Consider the following 23,434-nt stretch of genomic DNA (forward strand, 5'->3'; position numbering starts at 1 on the left):
ATCTACACCTTGGGGCCGATGAATTCGTCGAGACGAGCCGTGGCAGCCTTGCGGTAGATCGAGACGACGTACTTGGTGGAACGTGTCCACGGGATGCCGAGGCGGTCCAGTGCCGCGGTGAAGAGATTGAGGATGTCCTCCGAGTGATTCGTGAAGTGGTACCGGATGCACTTGACGCCGCGGTCGTTGGCGACCACCCGGCAACCGTCGCTGTGGATCAGACCGCGCACGAAATCCTCGGGTGCCAGCTTGACGAGTTTCTCCTGCCAGGGCTCCAACCGAATCGGTCTCGTGTGCTTCTTACCTGGGCCGTGTTGGGGAAGCAGGCACGGCCAGTGGTTCGAGCAGAGGGACACATCGGCGCAGTTGTCTTTCCGCCGAACGAGAGCTGCGTGCTGGCCGGGCATCAGAATGTTGAGGGCTTCGCGGCAGCTGTCGATGATGCCTGGGTACTTTGTGTCTAGCGTGATCCTCAGGTGCCAGGTTCGGGGTCCACGAGAGATGCAACCATCACCGAGGTACATGCCGAGGACGTAGCAGTAAGCCTTTGCAGGAAGCGCGGAGAAGTCATGGACGGCGCAACGGCCTGAAGAGTCAGTTGTAGATCGCGGCCATACCCCGGGTTTGCGGCGCCATTGCCAAATGGTCTTTCGGGGTATACCCGTCCGGCGAGAGATCTCACAGTCGTTCAAGCCGACCGTGATGAGCTGTTGCACGGTGCTGAATTCGTCGGCTGGCCGCATGGTGCATCCTTCTCGCTGAGGGATGCCTCGACGATATTGGCGCCCACCGACAGATTCGGCTGTCACGGGACCTGTACGATCAGGGCTCTGCGGGCGTGGCGGAATTGGCAGACGCCCGGGCTTTAGGTGCCCGTGTTCGAAAGAGCGTGTGGGTTCGAGTCCCACCGCCCGCACTCTTCGTTTGCGATACCGGTTTCACGGTCGGTGGTCGTTTCTCCAGCCGTCGACGACCGACTCCCGCCGCAGTTCCTCTCGCAGCGACGCGATCTCGGCGCGCAGGTCGTTGATGTGGGCCGCGGTGACGGCCGCGCTGGCGGCGTCATCGACGGCCACGGTCTGCACGATCCACGACGCGATCGTCGCGGTGATCGAGCCGACCAGGCTGATCCCACCAATCATCAACAGCGCGGCGATGACTCGCCCGGTCGTGGTCACCGGATACATGTCGCCGTAGCCGACGGTCGTGATCGTCGTCATCGCCCACCAGATCGCGTCACCGAAGTCGGTGATGTGGGCGTCGGGGGCGCCGCGTTCGGTCTGGAGGACGGCCAACGACGCGACGTACACCAGCAGGATCGCGCCCGAGATCGTGTACACAATGACCTTGCCGCGGATCGCGTGGCCGACGGCCTTCTGAAGCACACCGATCAACACGACGAGGCGCAACAGTCGCAGCGGTCGCAGCAGCGGCAACACCACGATCGCCAGGTCGACGAGGTGCGTCCGGAACCAATGTTTGCGGTTGGGGGCCAGATACAGCCGGGCCGCATAGTCGGCGGTGAACACCGCCCAGGTGACCAGAGTCGCCAACTCGACAAGCCGGGCCGCCAATCCGTGGGGCTGCACCAGCACCTCCACCGAGTAGGCGGCGAGAAACACGGCGGCCACCGAGGCCAGTGGCCATTCGGCGCGTGCCTCCCACCTGTCGAGGCGCTGTTGCATCGTCACCGCAAAAGTGTGCGGTACAAATCCGCGGCGAGCTCAGGCGACCCCGTCGACCGGTACGGCGTTGCCCTTCACGGTGTTGAGGATCTGCACGATGTTGTCGACGTCGGCATCGGCGAACACATGATCGGGGCCGGTTGGTGCGTGGTCGATGTAGGGCGATTCGTACAGGCGGGCCGGTTCGACCACGCCGGTGGCGGTGAGTTCGGTGATGATCAGGTTGATGAAACGGATCTGGTCGACGCCGAACTTGGCGCCGTCCAGGAATGTGGAGAAGGCGTCGACGGCAGCCTCGTGGTCCAGGCCCACCAACCCACGGATGAACAATCCCAGCCCGTGCGCCTGTTCCTTGGCCAGTGCGATGTCGTCGGCGCCTCCGGTGCCGCTGTCGACCAGCATCTGTTCCAGGGCGGCCAGGTCGGCGGTGGTGAGTGGTTTGTTGCGGCGCAGGCGTTGCAGCGCGACGTGGTCCTGGTGCTGTTTGAGGTAGGCCTTCGCCTTGAGTTCGAATCGTTCCCAATTGGTGCCGGGCGTGATGCCGGGCAGGTCGACGAGCGTGGACTCACCGAGTTCGTCGGCGAAGTCGGTGTAGACGACGACCTTCTTCGCCTTCTCCAGGAAGCGGAGCAGCCCACGCAATTTGCGGCGTGCATGTTCGAGCATCGGCAGCGTGACGTCGACCCACCATTGGTCGCCGGCGACCTCGTCCAGCAGCTCCTGCTGCGCGGCGATCGAGGGAATCGCGGTCTGATTCAGCAGCCCTGACGCGATGTCCTGAATCTTCTCGCGTAGCCGTTCGGCGGCCAGGGCGTCGCCTTCGAGTTGGGCGAGTTGGCGACGCAGGACCAGCATGTCGAAGCGTTTGGCGTCTTCGTCGTCGTCTTTGTGTGTCGACGGTAGCCCGGCCAGGGACTCGGCGACGTCGCCGGCGGTCTCGGTGCTCAGGGTGCCCGCCCACGGTTCCCACCGCGCATACTGCTCGACCAGGCGTCGATGCGGGCGCACCAGGAAGTTGTCCAGAGTCATGCCGGCCACGATGCGGTGCAATGACCACGCCACATCGACGCGCAGACCACGGTCTGTCTCGGTGCCCTGTCCTTCGCCCGGATCGGCGTCGGTGGGTGGCTGCAGGTGATCGAGCGCGGTGATCAAACCCAGCCGGGTTTCGAACAGTCTCTGGTTCAACGACTTCTGCAACGATCCGGGGGAGCCGGGCAGGTCCTGGCTGAAGTATTCGAGGTTCCCGCAGTAGTCGAAAACGTAGAAGTTCTGCTTGTCCTGACCCGGCCCGAACAGGTCCGGGCGCAGCCGGGTACCGCGTCCGATCATCTGCCAGAACTTGGTTTTCGAGCGGACCAGCTTGAAGAACACCAGGTTGACGACCTCGGGTACGTCGATGCCGGTGTCGAGCATGTCGACCGAGACTGCGATGTGCGGGACCTTGTCGGCGACGGAGAAGTCGTCGATGAGTGATTGCGCGTGGGAGGTTCCGTGGGTGATGACCCGCGCGAAATGCCCGGCCAGATGTGGATATTGGATGTCGAAGCGGCGGGCGATGAACTCGGCGTGGTCGCGGTTCTTGGCGAAGATGATGGTCTTGCCCAGGCGGTCACCGGCGGCGACGCGGTGCCCCTTGGCCATCAAATCGGCGAGCACCATGTCGACGGTGCTCTCGTTGAACAGGACCTTGTTCATCTCTTCGGTGGTGACGTCCTCGGGAGGGTCATCACCCCAGTCCAGGGCTTCCCACTCGTCTTTTTCGGCCTCCGGTAGATCTGCGTAGCGGATTCCGCGGTCGAGAAACTTTGTGCCACCGGAGATTCCCACTGCCGGCACCAGGAATCCCTCCTTGACCGCGTCGTCGAGACCGTAGGCGTCGGTCGGCACGCCGTCCTCGAGGTGGAACAGTCGGTAAGTGTTGTGGTCGACCTCGTCCTTGGGGGTTGCGGTCAGCCCGACCAGCAGCGAGTCGAACCACTCGAAGATGGCCCGGTACTTCTGGTAGACGGACCGGTGGGCCTCGTCGATGACCACCAGGTCGAAGTATCCGGGTCCGAATTTCCTTGTCCCCGTGCCGGTGTCGTTGATGAGGTTCATCATCGTCGGGTAGGTGCTGACGTAGACGCGCCCGTCGGTGATCTTCTCGGTCAGCAAGTTCACCGTGGTGGCGTCGGGCAGGTGGGTCTTGAACGCGTTGGCGGCCTGGGTGACCAGTGCGGTGCGGTCGGCCAGGAACAACACGCGCTTGGCCCAGTTGGCCTCCATGAGTTGCTTGACCAGGGCGATGACGGTGCGGGTCTTACCCGAACCGGTGGCCATCACCAGCAGGGCCTCGCGGCGCTTGCCGGTGAAGGTTTCGTCGATCGCCCGGATGGCGCGGTGCTGATAGTGACGTTCGACGATCGCCGAGTCGATGGGAGCGTCGGCGAGCGCCTGACGGGTCTGGCGACGCTGGATCATCAGTTCCAACTCGTCGCGGGTGTAGAAGCCTTGAATCTGTCGGGAGGGGTAGCCGGCGGCGTCGTCCCAGATCCAATGCTCATAACCGTTGGTGAGGAAGATGACTGGGCGCTGGCCTGTCATTTTTTCCAGGCAGTCGGCGTACAGCGTGGCCTGCTGCTCACCAATGTGCGGACTCTTGCTGGTGCGCTTGGCTTCTACGAGGGCCAGCGGCAGGCCATTGGCACCCCACAGCACATAGTCGACGAAGCCGCGTCCGCCCTCGGTCGGCATGCCGGTGACTTCGTACTCGCGATCCTTGGCGTCGGCGAGCGGCCAGCCCGCTTCGTTGAGCAGCAGGTCGATGAAGGTGTCGCGGGTCTGTGCTTCGGAGTAGTCGCGGTCGTCTGGTTGCTTGTTGGCGGCCTGGGCTTTCTTGATTTCCTCACGCAGCCGATCGATCTCGGCATCCCGAGCGGCGGCAAGCTCGTCCTTCTCGGCCAGCGCTTTGGCGTGCTTCTCGTCCTGGGCGGCGAATTTCGCGGCGAGTTGGCCGGCTTCCTGGCGGGTCAGCGGCGCGGCCTTGGCCGCCAGTTTCGGGTCGAAAGGCAACTTCAGCGGCGCGGCCTTCGGATAGGCCGAATAGTGGAACACCGCCCACACCATGATGTGGTGCAGTTCGCGCAGTACGGCGAGCGCGATGTTCGGGGCGATTGGCTTCTGTTCGTGTGCGGCCGCATTGCCGGCTTTACGGATCAGGTTGAGCTTCTGCACGATTGCCGGTGGCACCTTGGAGCGGAACGGCGGCTCGTTGATCCGGGCCGACAGGTCGTTCTTGTAGGGCAGCGGCAGATCGAGGATGTCGTAGATCAGGCCGACGAGTTGTTCGACGGCGCGTCGGCTGTAGATGCACGCCGAGCGTGGATCGGTGCTGAGATAGCTTTCGGCGCGGGCACAGTCTTCATGGATCTCGGGCCAGTCGGCGGCGCCGACGAAAGCGAAGTTAGTCACGACCCTCCTCCTGCGGTCAGTACGTCCAGGACCCGCGGTGCGAAGAACCGGCGCTTGTATGCGTCGGCGTCCACGACATCGAGGACACCGAGATCCATGAGCTGTCCGATGAGCTTATTAGCCCGACCGTAAGAAACTGCGAGCCCGGCCTCGACGTTGCGGACGGTGAACGACGAATGCGCGACGGCGAAATCGACGAGGACGTGTGCGCTGTCCGCCCGCAGTGCTGACGCGCGGATGACTTCTTTGAGTTCGGCTTGCACGTTGACGAGTTCGAGCATTTGATGTCGCGTGGAGTTCGCAGATTCCCGTAGGCCCAGGGCGAAGAAGCGGACGAAGGCGTCCCACGCTCCGTCGGTGCTCACCGCCAGCAGGCGGTCGTAGTACTCACTGCGCCGAGCCTCGAACCATGGGGAGACCGTCAACGTCGGTTCGGTCAAGACACCCGATGCGTGTAGGTGAAGAACGATGAGCAGCCGACCCAGTCGGCCGTTCCCGTCCCTGAATGGATGCAGGGTCTCAAGTTGGTAGTGCGACATCGCGGCCCCAACGACGGGATCGATCGTCGTGGTGTGGTCACGGCGCATCCAATCGACGAGATCCTGGAGTCCCGTTGTCAGGTGGTCGCCCGGCGGTGGCGGGATGAAGCGCGCGGCATGAATCGGCAGCAGATCGGGCTGTGCATCACCGCGGCGACCAATTACGACCTGTGTGTCACGAATGTGTCCCGACTGGTCAGCCAAGGGAGTTCCCTGCATGAGCAGGCCCTGTAGGTCTTCCAGGAGGTGGGTAGAGATCGGCCGACCCTCTGCTACGGACCGGAAGCCGTAGTTTGCCATCCGCACGTAGTTCAAGATTTCGACCAGTTCGGCCGAGGTGGGCTCTTCGTCATCTGCCGTCAGAACTTGGGCGAGCGGCGCGTACGTGCCTTCCAATGCTGACGTGCTCTGCGCCTCCCGCCGTAGGGCCGGCATTCGCAGAAGCGTGGGATCAGGAAGCTGAGTGGCGGTGCTGTCGAGTGCAGCCAAAGCGGCGCGAGCTGCGGAAACTGCGAGAAATGTGGGCGTGCTGAGATTCGGCATATCGTCGAGCAGCGGCGCTGGAACAAAGGCCTTATGGCGCCACTCGCCAGCCGAGGGATCCGAGCCGACGATGTCGACGAGGGAGCCGGATTGCTCGTTTACGAACATGGTCACGTCCACAATGTCACCCTACTGGCACTTGTGTGACATTGTCTTCGGATTGATGTCACTTAACGGCCGTTCGAGCGTTCTTTGCTCGGAACACCCCGCGTGCTGGACTGTCTAACAGATACCTCCGACATGGCCTAGGTCAATGCCGTGGACCGCCCTGGAGTTCCGCGCATACAACGGACTGAGCGTTCGTCCGAGAAGGCCCCTGATGCGTCTGGCCATGTTGAAATTGTGGCCATGACGCAGCACGAGGCCTTGGCCATGCCACTCGAAGAGGCGATGCGTACTCAACGGGCCGTCCGTCGGCTCAAGGGCGATCCCGTCGATGACGCTCTTCTGCTTCACATTCTGGAACTCGCGATGAAGGCGCCGACGGGTTCGAACGCTCAGAACTGGGAGTTCATCGTTGTCAGGGACCGCGAGGTCGTCGCCAAACTCGGCGGCTTGAATCGCCGGGCCTTGAAGGTCGGCGCCCCGATCTATAAGCGGCGCGCTGTGCGCCGCATGGATGACCAGATGCTCCGGATCGTGAAGGCGGTGGAATGGCAGGCCGATCATTTCGACGAGATCCCCGTCGTGGTCGTCGCCTGCCTCAAGGGCGTCATTCCGCCCTGGCCGTCGGTGGCGGCGAGCGGTGCCTACGGTTCTATTTTTCCCGCGGTGCAAAACCTCCTGCTGGCGGCCCGCGCGGCTGGATTGGGCGCGGCACTGATCACCATGCCGTTGTGGAGCAAGTTCTTGGCCAGGCGCGCCCTGGGCTTGCCGTGGAACGTCACTCCGTGTGCGGTCATCCCTCTGGGCTGGCCGAAGGGCAAGTACGGGCCCACGACACGTCGGCCGGTCGGAGAATTCGTCTCGCTCGACCGCTACGGCAATAGAGCGTTTCTGTAGGCAGCGAAACTGCGTATGCCGCCATCAGCCAATGGGGTCGCTGGTGGGTACGCTGACCCAGCTGGGTGCGGCGGGATCGATGTTGAGATGTTCGGGGTAGAAGGTATTGCTCCGGTCGAAAAGCAGTGCCACGTCACGGACGTCATACGGGGGCGGGGTGAGGCCGGCGGCGAGCATCATCGGCATGGGCGGCACCGCGGAGGGATAGTTGCTGCTGTAGATGCTTACCCGCAACCGGTGTCCCGGCTGCAACACCGCATCCAGTGGATAGGTGCCGAAATCGATGGTCGTAGGTTCACCCGGGACGACGGGGGCGTAGCCGCGTTTGAGATCCAGGGTTTGGATGGGGTCGATGTAGTCCCCGTTGGGTCCGCGTTTGCTTCTGGCTTCGTCGACCTGCCGCATCGAGGACACCACCCAGCCGGTGCTCAGCGGAACTGACGTCCCCGTTGCGCTGTCCACATCACTGACGGTGGCCATCCAGAATCCATCGGTACCTTCATGTTGCGTATTCAGGTGCACCGCAACAGGTCCCGAGATCACCGTCGGCACCGACACCGGTTCGCTGGTAAAGGTCAGACCGTCGATCTCATGCGTGTTCTCATTTTGGGCGCACTCCATGAGAATCGCCGTGATACCCAGGTATTGGGTGTTGGTGATGTCCGAACACAGGCTGGCCACCCCCACCTTGACGGTGAGCCGGTCTGGTGCCGTCGGAGGTTGGGCGGACAGCGACCCGTCATGCAGGGTGCGTACCGCGGTGTGGCTGTCCTCGCTGCGGAGGTACATCCGCTGGTTGGTCATACCCGGCCGCGGCAACTGCGAAATCCGTTGCCAACCATGGGCGCCCGGCATCATCTCCAACACCGGCCCCAAGCGCTCGACCCCGTTGTCAATCCCTTTGACCCAGTGGTCGAACCACGCCTTCTGCAGGACGTCGGCCCTCGGCGGGGCATCCCGCTTGCCATATCCGCCAGAGCTGGTGACGTGATAGCCCGGCCCCATGATCAGTTGCTTCTCACCGGGTTTGAGCCCGGTCAAGTCTTGGAAGGAGCGGAACTCGGCGTTGCGGAACAGGTCGCTCCAGCCGCCGGTGATCATGGTCGGGACGTTGATGTTGGCCAGGTCGGTTCGAGTTGCCGTGCGCCACGGGCCCTGTGCGTCGTACAGCATCATCGCCTCGGCAGAGTTGAACACCTCGTCCATCGTGCGGGCGTTGAGCGCGGTGTACATGGCGTCCGACATGGTGGTGGGGTCCTCGGCGCGGTCGTCGATCCACCTCTGATACTCCTGCTGATACGTGCCCAGGATCATGGACTGCACGTCGGGAACGCGCTTGAGCCCGTTGACCAACCAGAGCCAGAACGGCAGGAACCCGATGTTGATCCCGCCGCCACGCAGCGCCACGTCCTGAACGAGGTCGGTGGCGGGCTCGACGGCGAACACCGCCTTCAGCGCCGGCGGCCGATGCGAGGCGGCCTGCAAAGCAGTGATCGCGTCATAGGACACGCCCGTCGCGGCGACCTTGCCGTCGCTGAAATCCTGCTTGCTGATCCAGTCGATCACCTCGACAGTGTCCTGCTGTTCCCGCGGGCCGGTCACCTGCCATTTCCCGTCGGAGAACCCGGTACCTCGCACGTCGAGATCGATCCAGACGTAGCCGCTCTTGATCAACTGCTTGTCGGCCATCATGACCTGGGTCATGCCGCCATCCATGGTCTGCATCAGTTGCATCAGGTTCTTGAGAGCCGGGTCGGAACTTTCCAGGCTGCCGATGCCGCGCAGGATGCCATCCTGAATACCCGGGGCGTTCATCAGCTTGGTACCGATCGCCATCATCCATTTCGTGTACGGCGTTGCGTTGAGGACGGTGGGCAGGGGGTCGGTGACCACCACCCCGTTGTCCATCGGGCGATAGATGTTGGCTTTCAACACGACGCCGTCGCTCACGGTGATCGGGACATCCCAGTCGATATGCACCGCCGAGTGCGGTTGTGGGCCATCCTTCTCGGCCGTCCAGGCGCCTTCCATGCCGGTGAAATCATTCGAGTATGGCTGGTAATAGCCATCGCTACCCGCTGCGTGCGGGACCGCAGGGTCGGCGTGTGCCACCGGTGCAGCGGTAGCGCCGATGACAACGGTCAAGGCGGTAATCACAGCTGCGAATTTCGTCGCCGACGACACTCGATGTCCCCCCTTTGTGCACCGAACTTCAATTTCTCGGCAAGAATTTCGCATGAGTCTTTCACCAGGTGAGCTGTGGCGGATGGTTATTGGCCGCAGCGGCAGCCAGGCCGTATCGTTCCTTCTCGTCGAGCGGCGAAGGAGCACGGCGCGCTCGTCAGCACCGAAGGGATCGATACATGGGCAAGCGGTTGATCGCAGTGATTCTGGCAGTGATGGTGATCGTCGCGGGCTGCGGCAAAAGCGATAACGCTGCCGCTGCGATCGTCACGCCCGGCCACGACCAGGCATCTCCGTCGGACGCTTACACCGCTGTCGCCGAGGAGGGGCCCGACGAGAACGGGGTGAAAACCTGGGTCGTGGTGATTCGCGACAAAGCCGGTCAGGAGGTCTTCCACGACCATTCCTCCTACCGCACCCCCGGCGTGATGATCACCTGGTTGCCAACCGAACCCGAACAGCTCTGGGTGTATTCGGGTGATGCGGGGGTTTACCGGATCGCTCCCGGCAGTCACGGCGGGTGGACCAGGAGCGTCGTCAAACGCGAGAACGTACCGCCGGAAATCTCCAGCCTCGGGGAGTCTTCACGTTCTTGAGTCGGCAGGGGCAGACTCGAGGTGTGAGACGGGAGGAGAACCGATGATCGATGTCCTTCCCGACATGCCTCAGGGCGTGTTCGGTATCCGGGTGTCCGGCCGAGTGCGCGGTGACGATCTGCGCGAATTCCGGCCGACGATGGACGAATTGCTGGCGACCGGCGAGATCCGGATCGTCGAGGTGATCTCGCCGGATTACGAGGGCTTCGGGCCCGGCGGGCTGGTCGAGGATCTGAAGCTCGGTTTCGGCGCGCTGCTGGGGCATCACTCGGCGTTCAAGCGGATCGCCGTTGTGTCCGACAGGGAGTGGGTCGCCCACGCGATGCATGCGTTTGCGTGGATGATTCCGGGGGAGCTCAAGGTCTTTGGACTTGGTGAGCTCGATGCGGCCAAGGAGTGGGCCGCGGCCTGACGAGCCCGACAGGGTCTCCTCCTTCCTGCTGGTCGTGCTTGGGCTTCGTGTTTGTGGTTCACCGCGTGACGAGCACTGGCGTCAATGCCCCGTGGATTATTTGGTTGTCGCTTGTCGCGATGGTGAGGCCTCGGCGGGCCGCCTGCGCAACGATCATGCGGTCGAACGGGTCTTTGTGTTCCCAGTCGAGCCGGCCGGCCATTGTGGCGTCGGTGGAGTCGATCACCAGGTCGGTCGCATTCATACCGGCCAGGACTTCGCCCCAGGCGGAGAGCAGCGGTGCACCGTTGAGGCGGCCGATCCGCGTCTTGATCGCGACCTCCCAGGCCGACACCGCCGAGACGAACAGCTCATTGGCTTGGTGCTCGAGAACCTCGAGAGCGGATGTCGCGATCTGGTCTGGAGCGGAGGCGAGCCACAACAGGGCGTTGGTGTCCAACAAGATCGACGTCACAGGGTCGGTGTCCAGGCGGCAAGCTCGTCGGCGGGGAGCGGTTCGTCAAAGTTCTCCGGAACGATCAGGTTGGGTAGCTGGCCGAACGTACGCGGTTGTGCGGCCGCGGGCGACAAAACCGCGACGGGACGCCCGTGGTTGGTGATGGTGACCGACACTCCGGTCTGCTCCACCTCGGCCAGCAGCGCGTTCAGCCGGGCCTTGGCCTCGGTGCTGGTGATCGTCTTCATGGAGCCAGGTTACGCCAATTAGGACTAGTCGCACTAGTCTTATTGGTTAATTCGATGCCCGGGTGCGCGCGTGGATCCCTACCGGAGCGACTGGCATCATTCGCCCGGTCGTGCGTGGTCGGGCATGTCGATTCGGATGTCCCAAAGGTGGACATGACCCGGGATTTCCTGCTCCATGAACCATTCCCAGTCCTCGTACTTGTCCGCATCGGCCTGCCACTGGTCCGCTTCGGCGTCGCGGCCGACGCTACGTAGGGCATCGGCTATGTGACGCTGGAGGGCCTGGCTCTTGTCGTGGAAACAGATGTCGTCGAGCACTTTGATGGTGGGACGCGCGATGTCGTCGATCGCGTGATCCATCCGGTACGGAGCCACCTCGGCGAAGTTCAGTTCGGCGATCGCACAGTGGTAGGCGGCGTCGGCCGCCCGCATCGGGTGATACATGTCGTCGCGGTCGATCAGATAGCCGGCCAGTTCCTGGGCAAGGGCCACCGATTCCTCTGCGGGGGAGAGGAAGTGGATCAGTGAGGTGAACGCCGCCAAAATCAGCTCGGGGTCGTTCGCGTCGACTTCCCGCGCGAGCACCACAGCGTGGCGGTACGCAGACTCGGCACCCTCGCGGTCACCGAGGTCCTCAAGCGTCTCGCCGAGCCGGAAACTCATGTGCGAGGCATGAGCGAGATCGCCTTCCTCCATGGATGTTTCCACCGCGGCGCGCAGTTCCGTGGCCCGCTCGTTCATCGGGTGACCTCCGTACCGTCCACGCCGGCGGCGAGCAGGATGATGTCGTCGAGTGCCTCCGACAACAGGACTCGATCCTCGGGTCCGTCGCACTGCCCGGCCATCCGGGCCTGGACGAACAGCAGTTGCATGAGGCGGCTGAACACAAGGTCGTCAGTGGTGCGGGTCAGTGCCCGCACGGCCCGGTTGTCCCAATTCACCACCAGGTGTGGCAGGTCGCCGCAACCGGGCGACGTCATGTCGATCTGGCCGCGGCCGATGAAGACGGCAGGAAGGTCCGTCGACGGAAACTGGCGCACCACAACGTCGCAGCCTGATGCCGCGAGCACCTGACTGCCGCGCTGCTCCAGCGCCAGAACCTCCCCGGCGGAGTCAGCGGATGGCACTGCCAGCCCGGCGATTTCGGACGCCGGGTAGGCGCGGGTGACGCTCACCCCGGACATCACTTGCGGCAGCATGAGCAGTACTTCTTGGTCCAGGGTGTGGCCGGCGTTCACCACGATCCGCCCACCCGGGTTGAAACTCGCGATGGTGCGAAACTCCTTGACAGAGGCGGCGTAAAGGATGTTCGGGTTGCGGCCGACCACGTCAACCAATCGCATCTGCCCATCGGTGGTCTGCACGGTGAGCGTCGGGAGCACGACTTCGGCCAGCTCCAGATTCTCCGCGTCGGCGTCGCGGGTCGCTGCGGATCGGAGCTCCAGTTCGTTGTCGGCGACGAACTCGGCGAACCGCTCGGGGTCGTTGTCGGCAAGGGACCGCAGCCATTTCAGGGCGGCCTTCCCGAGCGTGCGGCGGGTCATGTTCAGCGCCGCGTTGTTCATGACGGCTTCGCGGCTGGCGGTCGGCTCAAGCTTGGTGGAGTTGACTGCGGTCCAGGCGAAGAACGCCCACGCCGGCAGCAGCGCGCCCTCGGCGTCGTCGACGAGCATGTCGTTCACATAGATGCGGTTGCGTGCGACGTGCCTGGACCGCCCCGATGCGGCACTGATGTACACCACGCCCTGTAAGCCGAGGTCGGCATCGGCGACCTCCATGGCGTCGAACTGCCTGCCCACGCCCATGCCGCCGTAGACCGGTGAAACCCCTTGCAGCACCGTGGAACGATGGGCACCGAAATCGCGCGCCCACGGGTACTCACGCGAAACATCTTTCGGGCCTTGGCTTGTCAGCACGCTGACCTCGACCGGCAGGAATTCGGCGTACTTCTGCACGAGCGGGCGCACCTGCTCGGCCCGGGCCCACCCGATCATGTCCGGGCGGGGCCGCAATCGCACCGTCGTCCCGACCGCGATGTCGTCGGCGACGGCGCGCAGCGTGTAGGTGCCATCGCTCCTGCCGACCCACTCGATCGGTTCCGTGCCCGTTGCACTGCGGGAGGCGACGGTGATCTCGTCGGCGATGAGAAAGCAGCTCAACAAGCCGATGCCGAACTGTCCGAGGTACGTCCGACGGCTCCGCTGGAGCTCGTCACCCTTGGAACTGGCGCCGACTGTCGCCAGGAACTGCTCGACCTGCTCTGGGCTAACCCCGATCCCGGCATCGGTGATCGCAAGCTCGTCAACGGGTGAGTTCGGCGAGGCCACCCCGTAGGGCGAGATCGAGATGGTGCGCGGGGCGGGAGCGCCGCCGAGGGCGTCGCGAGCCGCGAGGGCATCTACCGCGTTCTGGATCAGCTCCCGGACATAGACACTGGGACTCGAATACAGATTCTTGCTGAGTAGTGCGATCACGCCGCCGAGATTCACTCGGAAGTTCTGCTGCTGAAGCCCGGTCATCTCGGGTCCTTCCATGTCGGCTCGTTTCGAGAACCGCACAGCGTCGCACGGGGTACCGACACGGGCCAGATGGTTCGTGTCGGCGAAGGCGACGTCTCAGTCAAGCGATACCCGCCTCCTCAGAGTTTGCCTAGAATCGCATTCGTGACCAGCGCCTACAGTGAGCGGGCACGCGAATTGCTCACGCGTCATGACGCCGAAGTTCGCGATGTCCTGCAGAAGTACGGTGCGAGCCGCTGAGGAACTGCTCAAGGACGGGGTGTCTGAGGCTGCGCGTCGGCAGGCCATCGCGTTGTGAGCCGGTCTGTGCGGGACCGCCTCCGTGACATCCAGACGGCGATCGGCAAGGTCTATGAGTACCGCCCGTCGCTAGCGGGTCCGCATGCGGATATGTGAATCGCCCTCGCATGTCCGGAGGCCCGTGACAATTTCAATCACGTTGCATGTCAGCGTGGTTGAGCTGAATCGGGGCGGGTTCTATCCGTCATCGGCTTCATTCGCGGGGAACGAGTAATTCCTCGGGGTGGAAGTGATGGTTGAGGGTGTCTTGACCGGTGTTCATCAGGGGTGGCGGGTGCCAGTGGATGCGGCCGGTGTCGGGGTCGATGCTGGTGGTCCAGCCGAGTCCGACGAGTCGGTTGTCGGGCCCACAGCTCAGTGCGAGGTCGGGCGCGTCGGTTTGTCCGCCGTGTTGCCAATCAGCCTTGGCGTGGTGGACCTGGCAGTGGTCGGCTGGGGCAGTGCATCCGGGGCGGGTGCAGCCGCGGTCACGGTCGTAGAGCAGTAGTCGTTGGGCTTTGGTGGCCAAGCGTTTGGTGCGGGCCATGTACAGCGGTTCAGCGGTGTGGTGCTTATACACGGTGAGGTAGTGAAAGCTGTGCGACGCCAACCGGATGAGGTCTTTCATCGGCATCCAGATGCCCGAACCGGTGACGGCGATACCGGCCCCGGCTTCCAGCTCGGCCAGGGTGGTGGAGACGACCACGGTGACCGGAAGGCCGCCGTGCTGGCCGAGCCGTTTGGACATCAGAATTTCGCGCAGCGCCATTTTCAACGCGTCGTGATTGCGTTGGGACTGGGTCCGGGTGTCGCGTTCGGCCGCCTCCTGTTGATCTTGCTGGTGTGGGGAGGCGTCCTGCTCGTGGGAGGTGTCATGTTCGGCAGGGGCATCGGTGGCATCGGAGTCGGGAGCCTGCGGGGCAGCCACATCAGCCTCGGGCGCGGTGGCCTCGGGCGCGTCGGCTGGGTCATCGAGCGGGTTGGGTGAGGGGTTGTGCATCGGTTCGGGATCGCTGGGGTTGTTGATGCCCGGTGCGCCCCACACGTCGGTGACGGTGGTGAGATATGACGCCGTCTCGGGGTCCAGCCAGCCCTGGACGTGAACCAAACCGTCGGCGTCCTGTTTGCCGATCCGCAGCCCACGCAGGTGGGCCGCCACATCGGGGCTGTCGCCGTCCTGGTTGAGCAGATAGAGCAGTTTGTCGGCAGCGGCCTTCAGTGTTTCGGGTGTGTCGCGGGTTGCCGCGGCCACGAGGTCCGATTCGATCTGGGCGAGTTCAGCTGTATTGACGTACTTTTCGGCTTTCCCCAATGTATCGCCGATGATGGTGATGTGTTCGGTGTTGATCTTCCCCGACCCCAACGCGTCGGAGCACGCGGGCAGCAACGGTCCGAGCACCTCGCCGGTGAGGCCGTGGCGCGGCCCCAGAGTTTCGGCTGCGGCTACGCGGCGTGCGGCCTCTTTGCCGCTGATCCGCATCCGGGTGGCCAGAACATCCTTCCAGGACTTGCCGCCGATCTCGTGTGGGCTGGACTGGGCCATCAGCGCCGCCTGGATGCGGTGATCGATCATGACCTGGGTGCGGGCGAGCTGCTCGCGCTCGGACTGGATTGCCAACAACTGAGCGGTGTCGAACCCGGTGAAATCAACATCCACGAGGGTCGCGGTCGCAGCCAGGTGGCCCACCAGCGCGGTCTGCACTATGTCCCGGTTCTGCACCACCCCGATGCTCATGATTCGAACAGTAGTTCGATAGTCCGACAAGAATCCACCGCTTGGGACTGTGATGTATCAGGACATTGGTGACAGTTCTGCATCAGGACATCGGTGACAGTTGGTGTATCAGGACTTCGGTGACAGTCCTGTTTTTCTCGGTCTGGTTCCTGGGGGTCGGCCGTTGCCGACGTATCGGATGCCGGGTGCGGGTCGGGTGTGCTCTGCGAGAACTTCGCCTTGGAGGTCGGTGACGATGATCGTGTCGCCGGGCTTGTTGCCGTTGCTGACGACGAGGACCTGCCCGAACGCGAGGTTCACGTCGACCTTGTACTGAACGCGGTCCAGGCAGACGGTGCCCCCTGTGGCCACCGTTCTGAGGCGTGTTCCGGCGGGCAGGTCAGCGGGTGGCTGTGGTCGAGGGCGTTGGTAGTGGCTCGGGGCGGGCGCCTGGAAGAGGGGTCGGTCCGGTTTCGGGCGGGGTGGATCAACCTTGGGGGTCGTTTCCCAGGCGGTCAGTGGTGTGACACGCCCAGGCAGTCCTTGGTGAGGGCGCTCGGTGTTGTAGATGTGGTCGAACGCCTCGACCTGGGCTTGCAGTTCCTCGAGCTTCTCGGCGAGGGGCTGTTTGTCGAGGTAGCGGAACAGGGTCTGATGGAAGCGTTCATTCTTACCCTGGGTGGTGGGCTTGTAGGGCTTGCCGGTGATCGCCTCCACGCCTAGGCGGGACACATGTGCGACGAGTTGTCCGGTCTGTCCACGTCGGGAAGGGTTCAGCGCGGCCCCGTTGTCCGACAGCAGTCGCTGCGGGACGCCGTGGGCAGCGATGGCCTTGTCCACCACAACTATTGCGTCCTTGGCGGTCTCACCCCATGCGACGTGGGAGGCCACCGCGTAGCGGGAGTGGTCGTCAATGAGCTGGAAGATCACGCATTTACGCCCACCGCTGAGCACGTACTCGGTGGCGTCGAGTTGCCAGCACGCATTCGGGGCCGGATAGACGAACCGCCGCCACGCGGAGCGGGGCTTTTTCTTCGGCTCAAGACGAGCCACACCCGCCTCGCGGAACATACGTGCCAGCGACGCCGTTGAGGGGACCTGCTCCAGGCCCATCGCGCACATCTTGTCGTGAACGCTGATCGGCCCGTGGTCCAGACCGGACGCCTCCAGGGCGGCACGCACTGAAACAGCCTGCTGCTTGACCTCGTCGGTCAGCTTCGCCGGGCTCGACTTCGGTCGTCGCGTCCTGGGTTCGAGCACCGCGGCCGGCCCGTCGACCTTGACGCGTTTGCGTAACTCGTAGAACGACTTTCGGGATATATCGTGCTCATGGCAGAACGTCGAGACTGCCCCGCGGGGCGCATCATCAGGCCACTGAGAGATGGCGAGGCGGACGCGAGGATCGATGGGTTCATTGACGGCCACCGCCCGAGCCTGAAGGCAGAACTGTCACCACCAAGAGCATCCGAACTGTCACCGATGTCCTGATGCAGAACTGTCACCGATGTCTTGAGACATAACATCCACCGCTTGGGACTGATGTGATCAAAGTGATCAAAATTATCTTGGGGCGGCCCATGCGTTGTGTTGTCGCCATCATGGTCAGGCTGGATACCGAAGGTCTTACGGCATCTTCTGCATCCGTCGCAACCCCCGCCGTCGTGCGAATCTTGGTCGGCGCGAATAACTGTCATTACGCCCACAGAACTGGTGCCCGTCAGGCGTTCACGACGGTGGGACCATGGCTGAGTCGATCAGCACCACTACGGGGGTTCAGCATGGGGAGTCGTGGATGAGCGGGAACGAGTCGACCGTCAGCACTGACGAGGGCCGGCGCCGGCACGTGCGCCGGTTGGCGTTGGAATCATTGGAGCGTCGCGGGGTACGGGTGCGTCCGGCCCCGCAGGATGCACTGGGTGATGACTGGTTCATGGACCAGACGGGAAATCACTACCGGCTGTACAACCTTCAGCTCCAATGTGCGCAACGTCCGCCGGCCGAGTGGGTAGGCGCGGTCGAGTTTCACTTCGATCAGCAGTTCGCCAGTCGCTCAGACCCCGGGGTAGCGGAACTGGCGGACGCCGAGTTTCTGGCGCAGGTTCGCACGCGCCTGCAGACGCCGGACACCTCGGGCATGATCTCGATGCGATACGCCCGCCCGGCGTTCGACGGTCTGGTCGCCGAGTTGAGTCGTGACCTGCCGACCGTGGTGAAGACGGTGGGTGACGACGACGTCGCCGGCCGAGACCTGGACTTTCTCTACGAGGTGGGCCAGCGCAACACCGATGGCGAGCTCGTGACCATACAAACGTTGGACCGCAACGTGTTTGCGCTGACCGGCGGCTCCTTCTTCATCGCCTCGAAAGCCCTCAACATGCCCCGACTGATCGAGATGGTGTTGGGGGGAGCCGCGCCGCTAGGGGTGGTGTTCAGCGTGCCCCACCGCAGTCTGCTGTTCCTGCACGCCGTCGGTGAGTTCACATCGGACGCGGCTGGGTGGGTCGCTTCGGCGACGATCGGACAGACCGAGAATCCGCCCGGCGGGGCGATCAGCCGCGATACCTACTTCTGGCACGGCGGCGCAGTGCAGCGCATCACCCGGGTCGACACCCAGGCCCGCAGCATCGAGTTGATGCGCGAGGGGTTGTTCGGTGAGGCGATGAGCCAACTGTAGGTGTGCGTCTCTGCCGCTGTTGCCGTCTACCGTGGAGCGACGGCCATGCCGGAGGCGGCGTCCAACTCGCCAATTGTCGAGACGCCGGCAAATTCTGCGAGACGGATCGCGACCAGCGCAGCAGCGTGGGCGTCGTCACCGGCGTCATGGTGCTTGCCAAGAACGACACCAAGATGCGCACAGACTTGGGGCAGGGTGTACTTGGGAAGCTGAATCAGCCGTTTCGCCCAAACCTTCGTGCAGTGATGGGGAATCGATGGCCTTGACCGGCCGCAGGTAGCGAGTGCCTGCTCCAGCACACCGATATCGAAGACCGCATTGTGTGCCACGATGGGCAGTCCCGTGTTGAGGCGTTCGAGGAACTCGGGTACCCGTTCGGCGAATGTTGGTTGGTTGGCCACCGTTTCGGCCGTAATACCGTGAACCCGGACGTTATACGGTCCAAATTCGTGCAGCCCCGCTGGCGGTCGGCACAACCACGAACCCCGGTCCGTTACGACGCCGTTGCGCACGGTCGCCCAGCCCATGGCGCACACCGATGCGTAGTTGGGATTGGCAGTCTCGAAATCTATTGCGACGAAATCCATGGGAAGTTGTTTCTCCTGACTAGCTGTCGTGCCACGACAGGGTGGGGGACGGGCACTGCACATCCAATTCACCCGGGCTGCGAGGACATCGACAGCCGGTAGGTGACGAAATTCGTTACTGCTGATGGGAATTTAGTTGTGCAGGACAACGGGCATCGGTCGGGGCGTCACGTCATCATCAGCGAGGTAGTCACGTGACAGTCGAATTACCTCGATGCTGGACCAGGCGGCGGCCAGTTGGGAGACCCAGCCGGCGACGGCGATCGTCTCGCCGGTCAACGGGTCGTCGGCCACGCCGCGGGGAGGCGCGGGAAGGTTCGCCCAATCCAACGGTGCGGGCAGGCGCGGCCACGTGATCGGGGCACGCGGCTTGCCGGCCTTGGTGAGCGACTCTTTGTGCCGCGCTTCCAGTTTGTCGATGACGGATATGACCGCCTCGCGGGTTGCGTTGGCGTCCAACGTGCCCGCACTTTCAGGCGTGAGGTGGGTCAGTTCATCGGGTAGACGTTCGTCGAACGGCAGCAGATACCGCTGCTGGTAGAGCGCTGGGGCCACGGTGTCGACCCAGGCCCCGCACAACCGGCTCATAGGCCAACTCGGGTCGATCACGACGTGCCAGATCGCGAGGCGATCTCCCTGCTTGTTTATCAGTGCTACGACATCGGCGTCGGTCGTCACGGAACCCCTCACGGTGTTGGTTGTCGAGCGGACTCGTGGAGTCGGCACTGGTATCGCACGGTCTTCATTGCGCAGCTTGGTATTTCGCAAACAGCTGCTCGAACGCTTCCTCGCCCACTACCGGAATCCCGTACTGGCGTGCCTTGGCGGCCTTGCCGCTCTGCGAATCGGGATCGGCGGCCACGAGTAACCGGGTGGCCTTGGTGACCCCTCCCGATGACAGTCCCGCCCCGGCGATGGTTGAAACCCATTCATCGCGACTGCGATTCATGTCGCCGGTGAATACAACCCGGTCGCCGGGGTGTAGGGCAAAGCTGGTGCTGGCCTCCTGATGGGAGGAAGCCTCGGTGGACGCCCATGCGAGTGCCTCGTCCACATAGGGTGCGCCGAATCCGAGGGCGAGAGCGACGGCATCAAGCTCGCCACGCTCGAAATCGGTGACGACACCGTCGGCGAGTGCCTCGACGGCAACGGCACGCAAGTAGTCCTGGTGCAACCGGGCCACCGTCCCGCGAGAAAGGCCAGCTGCCTCGGCAGTTTCCAGCAGTTGCCTGCCCTCGGTGCGGGAGATCGAACGATCCAGCAGCGCGTTGTCGAGCATGACCAGGTAGCTCGCCTCGTCCTCGGGCGAGGCCGGAATCCACGCTGCACGAAGGACGGACCGCAGCCACGCATGCGGGTCCGCGGTTGACCGCCCGCGATGGACCGCTACCGCGTGCGCGGCGCGGCCGAACGAGGCCGGCCAGGTGTACGAGGAGCAGTGGGCAAGATCGGCTTGCCACTCTGGGTGAATGCCGCAGCTGCCGATCAAGCGGGACAACAGTTCGGCGGTGGCGTGCGCGTCGCCGAGCGCCGAATGGGCGTTGGTGAGCGGGATGTCCAACGCGTCGCAACAGTGGGAGAGCTTGACTGCGCCGATCATTCGGCGGGCCCACTTCATCGAGCACAGTGCGGTAGGGCGGCTCGGGAGCTCATAGCGCGCCAACTGCAGTTCGCGGTGCAGGAAGCGCATATCGAAGGATGCGTTGTGGGCGACAAGCACACGGCCGCCCAGCATTTCGAGAAGGTAGTCGCTGACGTCGCCGAAGTCGGGGGCGTCCATGACATCCCCGGCCGGGATGCCGTGGATGTGGGTGGCCCCGATGTCGCGATGCGGGTTGAGCAGGGTCGTCCATTCGTGCTCGATGCGTCCCTGGTCGTCGGTCAACACGACGCCGACCTCGACTACGCGGTCCGTGCGCTCCGGAACCAAACCCGTTGTCTCAAAATCGATCACGGCGAACGACATCAGAGTTCCCCTCGGAATGCGCGAGATTGGAGGGAAGCGAAGAGTTCGTCTAGGTCCCTTGTATTCCGTTTGCCCAACCTGTGAAGTTGCTGAACACACTTGCGACGCTCGATGTACTGACATTGTAGATCCATTGGCGGAAGCGGGATCCTGAAACCAGTAACGTCCTTCTGGTTGATGCTCGACTGGTTCACGGCGTCCTTCGCAGCTGCCTGAATCTGGTTCTTTAGAAATGGGGTTCCGAACGCGGCGATGATGTACTCGGACTGCGCGCGGCGGTTATCGAGACGAAGTCGCATCATGTTGGACTCGAATATCGCCGCTTCGGGGAGGCCGCTAACCATCGTCGTCTTGCCGAGATGGGTGCGGGCGTTGACGCGATTGATCACGATGTCCCCCTCCAGCAACGCGTACAGTTCCACCTCTGCGTCAGACACGCGGACGCGCTTCAGGCGTGCAGGATCGATAGGCAACCCGTCCTGATAACTGTCGATTCGCGCAATGTGTGTGCCAGCACCGTAGTCTTTGGCGGGCTTATAAAGCCCATTCTGTGGGCCTTCCGAGATGATGTCCCGAAACGCCACGACCGGCCATCTGAGCCGAGGTTCGGAGAACTCTCCGAATAACTCGTGGAAGATCGACCGATCTAGGAGGTTGAGAAGCGTGATCGTTTGCAGCCGTCGGGTGCGTACAGAGTCTGTGTGGTCGAGGATCGCGGCGATGCGGAGCTGCTCGCCAAGGGGCGGAAGCCAAATGCGATGCGATTTGATATCCGAGGGCTTGATGAATGGTTGGCCGGTTCCCGAACGATGCCAACGTGATTCGTCATTGAGCTGGTACCACAAGAATTTTGGGTCGACTTTGTCGAGAGCGGGGGCAATTACTTGAGTGTTGGCGAGTGAAGTCCACCTACCTTCAGCAAGGAAACACTTCCCACACCGTGCTCCAATTGATGATAGAACGACTGCGGTTTTGTCGTATTCAACGACTGAAACGTACCCGTTGAGACCACCAGCTCCGAATGCCGGAACTCCCTTGTCCACGAAGTCTTTGCCGCTGAGGCCGAGTTTTCCTCCTGCTCGGATATCCGCGACCGTCTGCAGCATGACGTGACTCACGACAGCATCGCCTTCAACTCGGCGAGCCCGGCGGCAATCTCGCTCTCCAGCTTCTCGATCTCGGCGATGATCTCCAGCGGTGGCCGGTGTTCGACCTCGTCGTGGACGATCTCCTTGTACCGGTTCAGCGACAGGTCGTAACCCTGTGCGACGATGTCATCCTTGGGTACGCAGAACGATTGCTCGGTGCGAGCACGATCCAACTCCGACGATGACCGTAATGCCCACCGCGACAATGCATCCGGCAGATCGTTCGCCTCCACGGGATTCCGCTTGTCATCCAACGAGAAGCCGTCAGCCCCAACGTCGTAGAACCACACGTTCTCGGTGCCACCGGAGTTGGTCTTGGTGAACAGCAGGATCGCCGTCGACACCCCGGCATACGGTCGGAACACGCCCGAAGGCAGCTTCACGACGCCGTCGAGCTTCTGATCCTCAACAAGGACTCGTCGCAACTCTTTGTGCGCCTTGGAGGATCCGAAGAGAACCCCGTCAGGCACGATCACAGCTGCCCGCCCACCAGGCTTCAAAAGCTTCAAAAACAGTGCCACAAAGAGAAGTTCGGTCTTCTTGGTCTTGACCACCCGCTGCAGATCTTTGGACGTCGCTTCGTAGTCCAGTGACCCGGCGAACGGGGGATTGGCGAGGATCAGGGTGTACTTCTCGGCGTCCTCCGACGCACCTTCCGACAGCGAATCCCGGTAGCGGATGTCGGGGGATTCGATGCCGTGCATGAGCATGTTCATCGAACCGATGCGCAACATGGTGGAGTCGAAGTCGTATCCGTGGAACATGCTGGAGTGGAAGTGCTTCCGCTGCGCTGCATCGGTCAGCACTGATGAATGTTGTTCGCGCACATACTCCGACGCCGCGACCAGGAAGCCTGCGGTTCCGCTCGCCGGATCGCAGATCTCATCGCTGGGCTGCGGCGCGGTCATCTTCACCATCAGCTCGATGATGTGGCGGGGCGTGCGGAACTGCCCGTTGACCCCGGCGCTGGCGAGCTTGGACAGCAGGTACTCGTACAGGTCGCCGTTGGTGTCACGGTCGGCCATCGGGATGTCGTCGAGCATGTCGACGACCTTGGACAGCAGCGCCGCCGTCGGGATCGTGAATCGGGCGTCACGCATGTGCTCGGAGTACGTCGACCCGTCGCCGCCCAGCTCACGCAGGAACGGGAACACCTTGTCGGCGACCGTCGTGAACATCACCGCCGGCTCGGCGTTCTTGAACTGCGACCACCGCAGCCCCTGCTGATCCGGTCCGAACCGCAGCCCTTCGGACTTGCCGGTCACCCGGGCCTTCTTCTCGGCGAGGATTTCCAGGTCATCAAGTCGCCGGATGAACAGCAGGTAGGTGATCTGCTCGATCACCTCCAGGGGATTGGATATACCGCCGGACCAGAACGCGTCCCAAACCCGGTCGACCTTGCTCTTCAACTCACCCGTGATCACTGCACTGCCCCTTGCTGCCGAAAAG

At 63.2% G+C, this 23,434-nt stretch carries 20 protein-coding genes and 1 tRNA gene; 5 read left to right on the forward strand and 16 right to left on the reverse strand.

Annotated elements, in window-relative coordinates; genetic code table 11:
* Positions 1-2: 2 nt before the first annotated feature.
* A complete protein-coding gene (locus JOF57_RS30810; protein WP_234937704.1) occupies positions 3-278 on the reverse strand; it encodes an LAGLIDADG family homing endonuclease in 276 nt (91 codons plus the stop codon).
* Positions 279-832: 554 nt separating this feature from the next.
* Between JOF57_RS30810 and JOF57_RS04100 the strand changes: the two genes are divergently transcribed.
* A tRNA-Leu gene (locus tag JOF57_RS04100) sits at positions 833-916 on the forward strand.
* A gap of 22 nt (positions 917-938) precedes the next feature.
* Here JOF57_RS04100 and JOF57_RS04105 read toward each other — a convergent pair.
* The 3 genes from JOF57_RS04105 to JOF57_RS04115 are packed head-to-tail and all read right to left on the reverse strand — an operon-like array spanning position 939 to position 6,328.
* Positions 939-1,685 (reverse strand): potassium channel family protein, encoded by a 747-nt coding sequence (locus JOF57_RS04105; protein WP_209915789.1) that lies wholly within the window; start codon positions 1,683-1,685, stop codon positions 939-941.
* 39 nt (positions 1,686-1,724) lie between these two features.
* Positions 1,725-5,138: a DEAD/DEAH box helicase family protein gene (locus tag JOF57_RS04110; RefSeq protein WP_209913875.1), complete on the reverse strand. Its 3,414-nt coding sequence runs from the start codon at positions 5,136-5,138 to the stop codon at positions 1,725-1,727.
* Complete coding sequence (locus JOF57_RS04115) at positions 5,135-6,328, reverse strand: Fic family protein (protein ID WP_234937908.1); 1,194 nt, start codon at positions 6,326-6,328, stop codon at positions 5,135-5,137. Before JOF57_RS04115 ends, JOF57_RS04110 begins: the two co-directional genes overlap by 4 nt.
* Positions 6,329-6,568: 240 nt before the next feature.
* Here JOF57_RS04115 and JOF57_RS04120 point away from each other — a divergent pair, with 240 nt between their 5' ends.
* Positions 6,569-7,222 carry a nitroreductase family protein gene (locus JOF57_RS04120; protein WP_234937705.1) on the forward strand — a complete coding sequence of 218 codons (654 nt, stop codon included), beginning with the start codon at positions 6,569-6,571 and terminating at the stop codon, positions 7,220-7,222.
* 24 nt (positions 7,223-7,246) lie between these two features.
* Here the strand turns inward: JOF57_RS04120 and JOF57_RS04125 are convergent, their stop codons facing one another.
* Positions 7,247-9,379: a CocE/NonD family hydrolase gene (locus tag JOF57_RS04125; protein WP_209913879.1), complete on the reverse strand. Its 2,133-nt coding sequence runs from the start codon at positions 9,377-9,379 to the stop codon at positions 7,247-7,249.
* Positions 9,380-9,585: 206 nt separating this feature from the next.
* Between JOF57_RS04125 and JOF57_RS04130 the strand changes: the two genes are divergently transcribed.
* Both JOF57_RS04130 and JOF57_RS04135 read left to right on the forward strand, forming a co-directional pair.
* On the forward strand, positions 9,586-10,002 hold the full coding sequence (locus JOF57_RS04130; RefSeq protein ID WP_209913881.1) for a hypothetical protein: 417 nt from the start codon (positions 9,586-9,588) through the stop codon (positions 10,000-10,002).
* Positions 10,003-10,045: 43 nt separating this feature from the next.
* Positions 10,046-10,414, forward strand: a complete 369-nt coding sequence (locus tag JOF57_RS04135; RefSeq protein ID WP_209913882.1) for a SpoIIAA family protein — start codon at positions 10,046-10,048, stop codon at positions 10,412-10,414.
* A gap of 58 nt (positions 10,415-10,472) precedes the next feature.
* On the opposite strand, the gene JOF57_RS04140 is transcribed toward JOF57_RS04135, so the two are convergent.
* The 6 genes from JOF57_RS04140 to JOF57_RS04165 all read right to left on the reverse strand — a co-directional run bounded on the left by JOF57_RS04140 (position 10,473) and on the right by JOF57_RS04165 (position 17,035).
* The gene (locus JOF57_RS04140; RefSeq protein WP_209913884.1) at positions 10,473-10,868 is read right to left on the reverse strand and encodes a type II toxin-antitoxin system VapC family toxin; all 396 of its coding nucleotides are present in this window, start codon (positions 10,866-10,868) and stop codon (positions 10,473-10,475) included.
* Positions 10,865-11,098 (reverse strand): type II toxin-antitoxin system Phd/YefM family antitoxin, encoded by a 234-nt coding sequence (locus JOF57_RS04145; protein WP_209913886.1) that lies wholly within the window; start codon positions 11,096-11,098, stop codon positions 10,865-10,867. Before JOF57_RS04145 ends, JOF57_RS04140 begins: the two co-directional genes overlap by 4 nt.
* A gap of 96 nt (positions 11,099-11,194) precedes the next feature.
* Positions 11,195-11,839 carry a hypothetical protein gene (locus tag JOF57_RS04150; protein WP_209913888.1) on the reverse strand — a complete coding sequence of 215 codons (645 nt, stop codon included), beginning with the start codon at positions 11,837-11,839 and terminating at the stop codon, positions 11,195-11,197.
* Positions 11,836-13,617 (reverse strand): ATP-binding protein, encoded by a 1,782-nt coding sequence (locus tag JOF57_RS04155; protein WP_209913890.1) that lies wholly within the window; start codon positions 13,615-13,617, stop codon positions 11,836-11,838. The genes JOF57_RS04150 and JOF57_RS04155 overlap by 4 nt, the downstream gene beginning before the upstream one ends.
* Before the next feature lie 493 nt (positions 13,618-14,110).
* Positions 14,111-15,631: an HNH endonuclease signature motif containing protein gene (locus JOF57_RS04160; protein ID WP_209913893.1), complete on the reverse strand. Its 1,521-nt coding sequence runs from the start codon at positions 15,629-15,631 to the stop codon at positions 14,111-14,113.
* 108 nt (positions 15,632-15,739) lie between these two features.
* Complete coding sequence (locus tag JOF57_RS04165; protein WP_209913895.1) at positions 15,740-17,035, reverse strand: integrase core domain-containing protein; 1,296 nt, start codon at positions 17,033-17,035, stop codon at positions 15,740-15,742.
* A 367-nt stretch (positions 17,036-17,402) separates the two neighbouring features.
* On the opposite strand from JOF57_RS04165, the gene JOF57_RS04170 reads away from it, so the two are divergent.
* Entirely contained in the window at positions 17,403-18,284 is an 882-nt protein-coding gene (locus tag JOF57_RS04170) for a hypothetical protein (RefSeq protein WP_209913897.1), read from the forward strand.
* A gap of 26 nt (positions 18,285-18,310) precedes the next feature.
* On the opposite strand, the gene JOF57_RS04175 is transcribed toward JOF57_RS04170, so the two are convergent.
* The 5 genes from JOF57_RS04175 to JOF57_RS04195 form a co-directional block, all read right to left on the reverse strand.
* The gene (locus tag JOF57_RS04175) at positions 18,311-18,871 is read right to left on the reverse strand and encodes an exonuclease domain-containing protein (protein ID WP_209913899.1); all 561 of its coding nucleotides are present in this window, start codon (positions 18,869-18,871) and stop codon (positions 18,311-18,313) included.
* 132 nt (positions 18,872-19,003) lie between these two features.
* Entirely contained in the window at positions 19,004-19,549 is a 546-nt protein-coding gene (locus JOF57_RS04180) for a hypothetical protein (protein WP_209913901.1), read from the reverse strand.
* Between the two features lie 64 nt (positions 19,550-19,613).
* A complete protein-coding gene (locus JOF57_RS04185; protein ID WP_209913902.1) occupies positions 19,614-20,837 on the reverse strand; it encodes an exonuclease domain-containing protein in 1,224 nt (407 codons plus the stop codon).
* The gene (locus tag JOF57_RS04190) at positions 20,837-21,955 is read right to left on the reverse strand and encodes a restriction endonuclease subunit S (RefSeq protein ID WP_209913904.1); all 1,119 of its coding nucleotides are present in this window, start codon (positions 21,953-21,955) and stop codon (positions 20,837-20,839) included. The genes JOF57_RS04185 and JOF57_RS04190 overlap by 1 nt, the downstream gene beginning before the upstream one ends.
* A complete protein-coding gene (locus JOF57_RS04195) occupies positions 21,952-23,409 on the reverse strand; it encodes a type I restriction-modification system subunit M (RefSeq protein WP_209913906.1) in 1,458 nt (485 codons plus the stop codon). The genes JOF57_RS04190 and JOF57_RS04195 overlap by 4 nt, the downstream gene beginning before the upstream one ends.
* Positions 23,410-23,434: the final 25 nt, after the last annotated feature.

This window comes from Mycolicibacterium lutetiense (genome assembly GCF_017876775.1).
GTDB classification, from domain to species: domain Bacteria; phylum Actinomycetota; class Actinomycetes; order Mycobacteriales; family Mycobacteriaceae; genus Mycobacterium; species Mycobacterium lutetiense.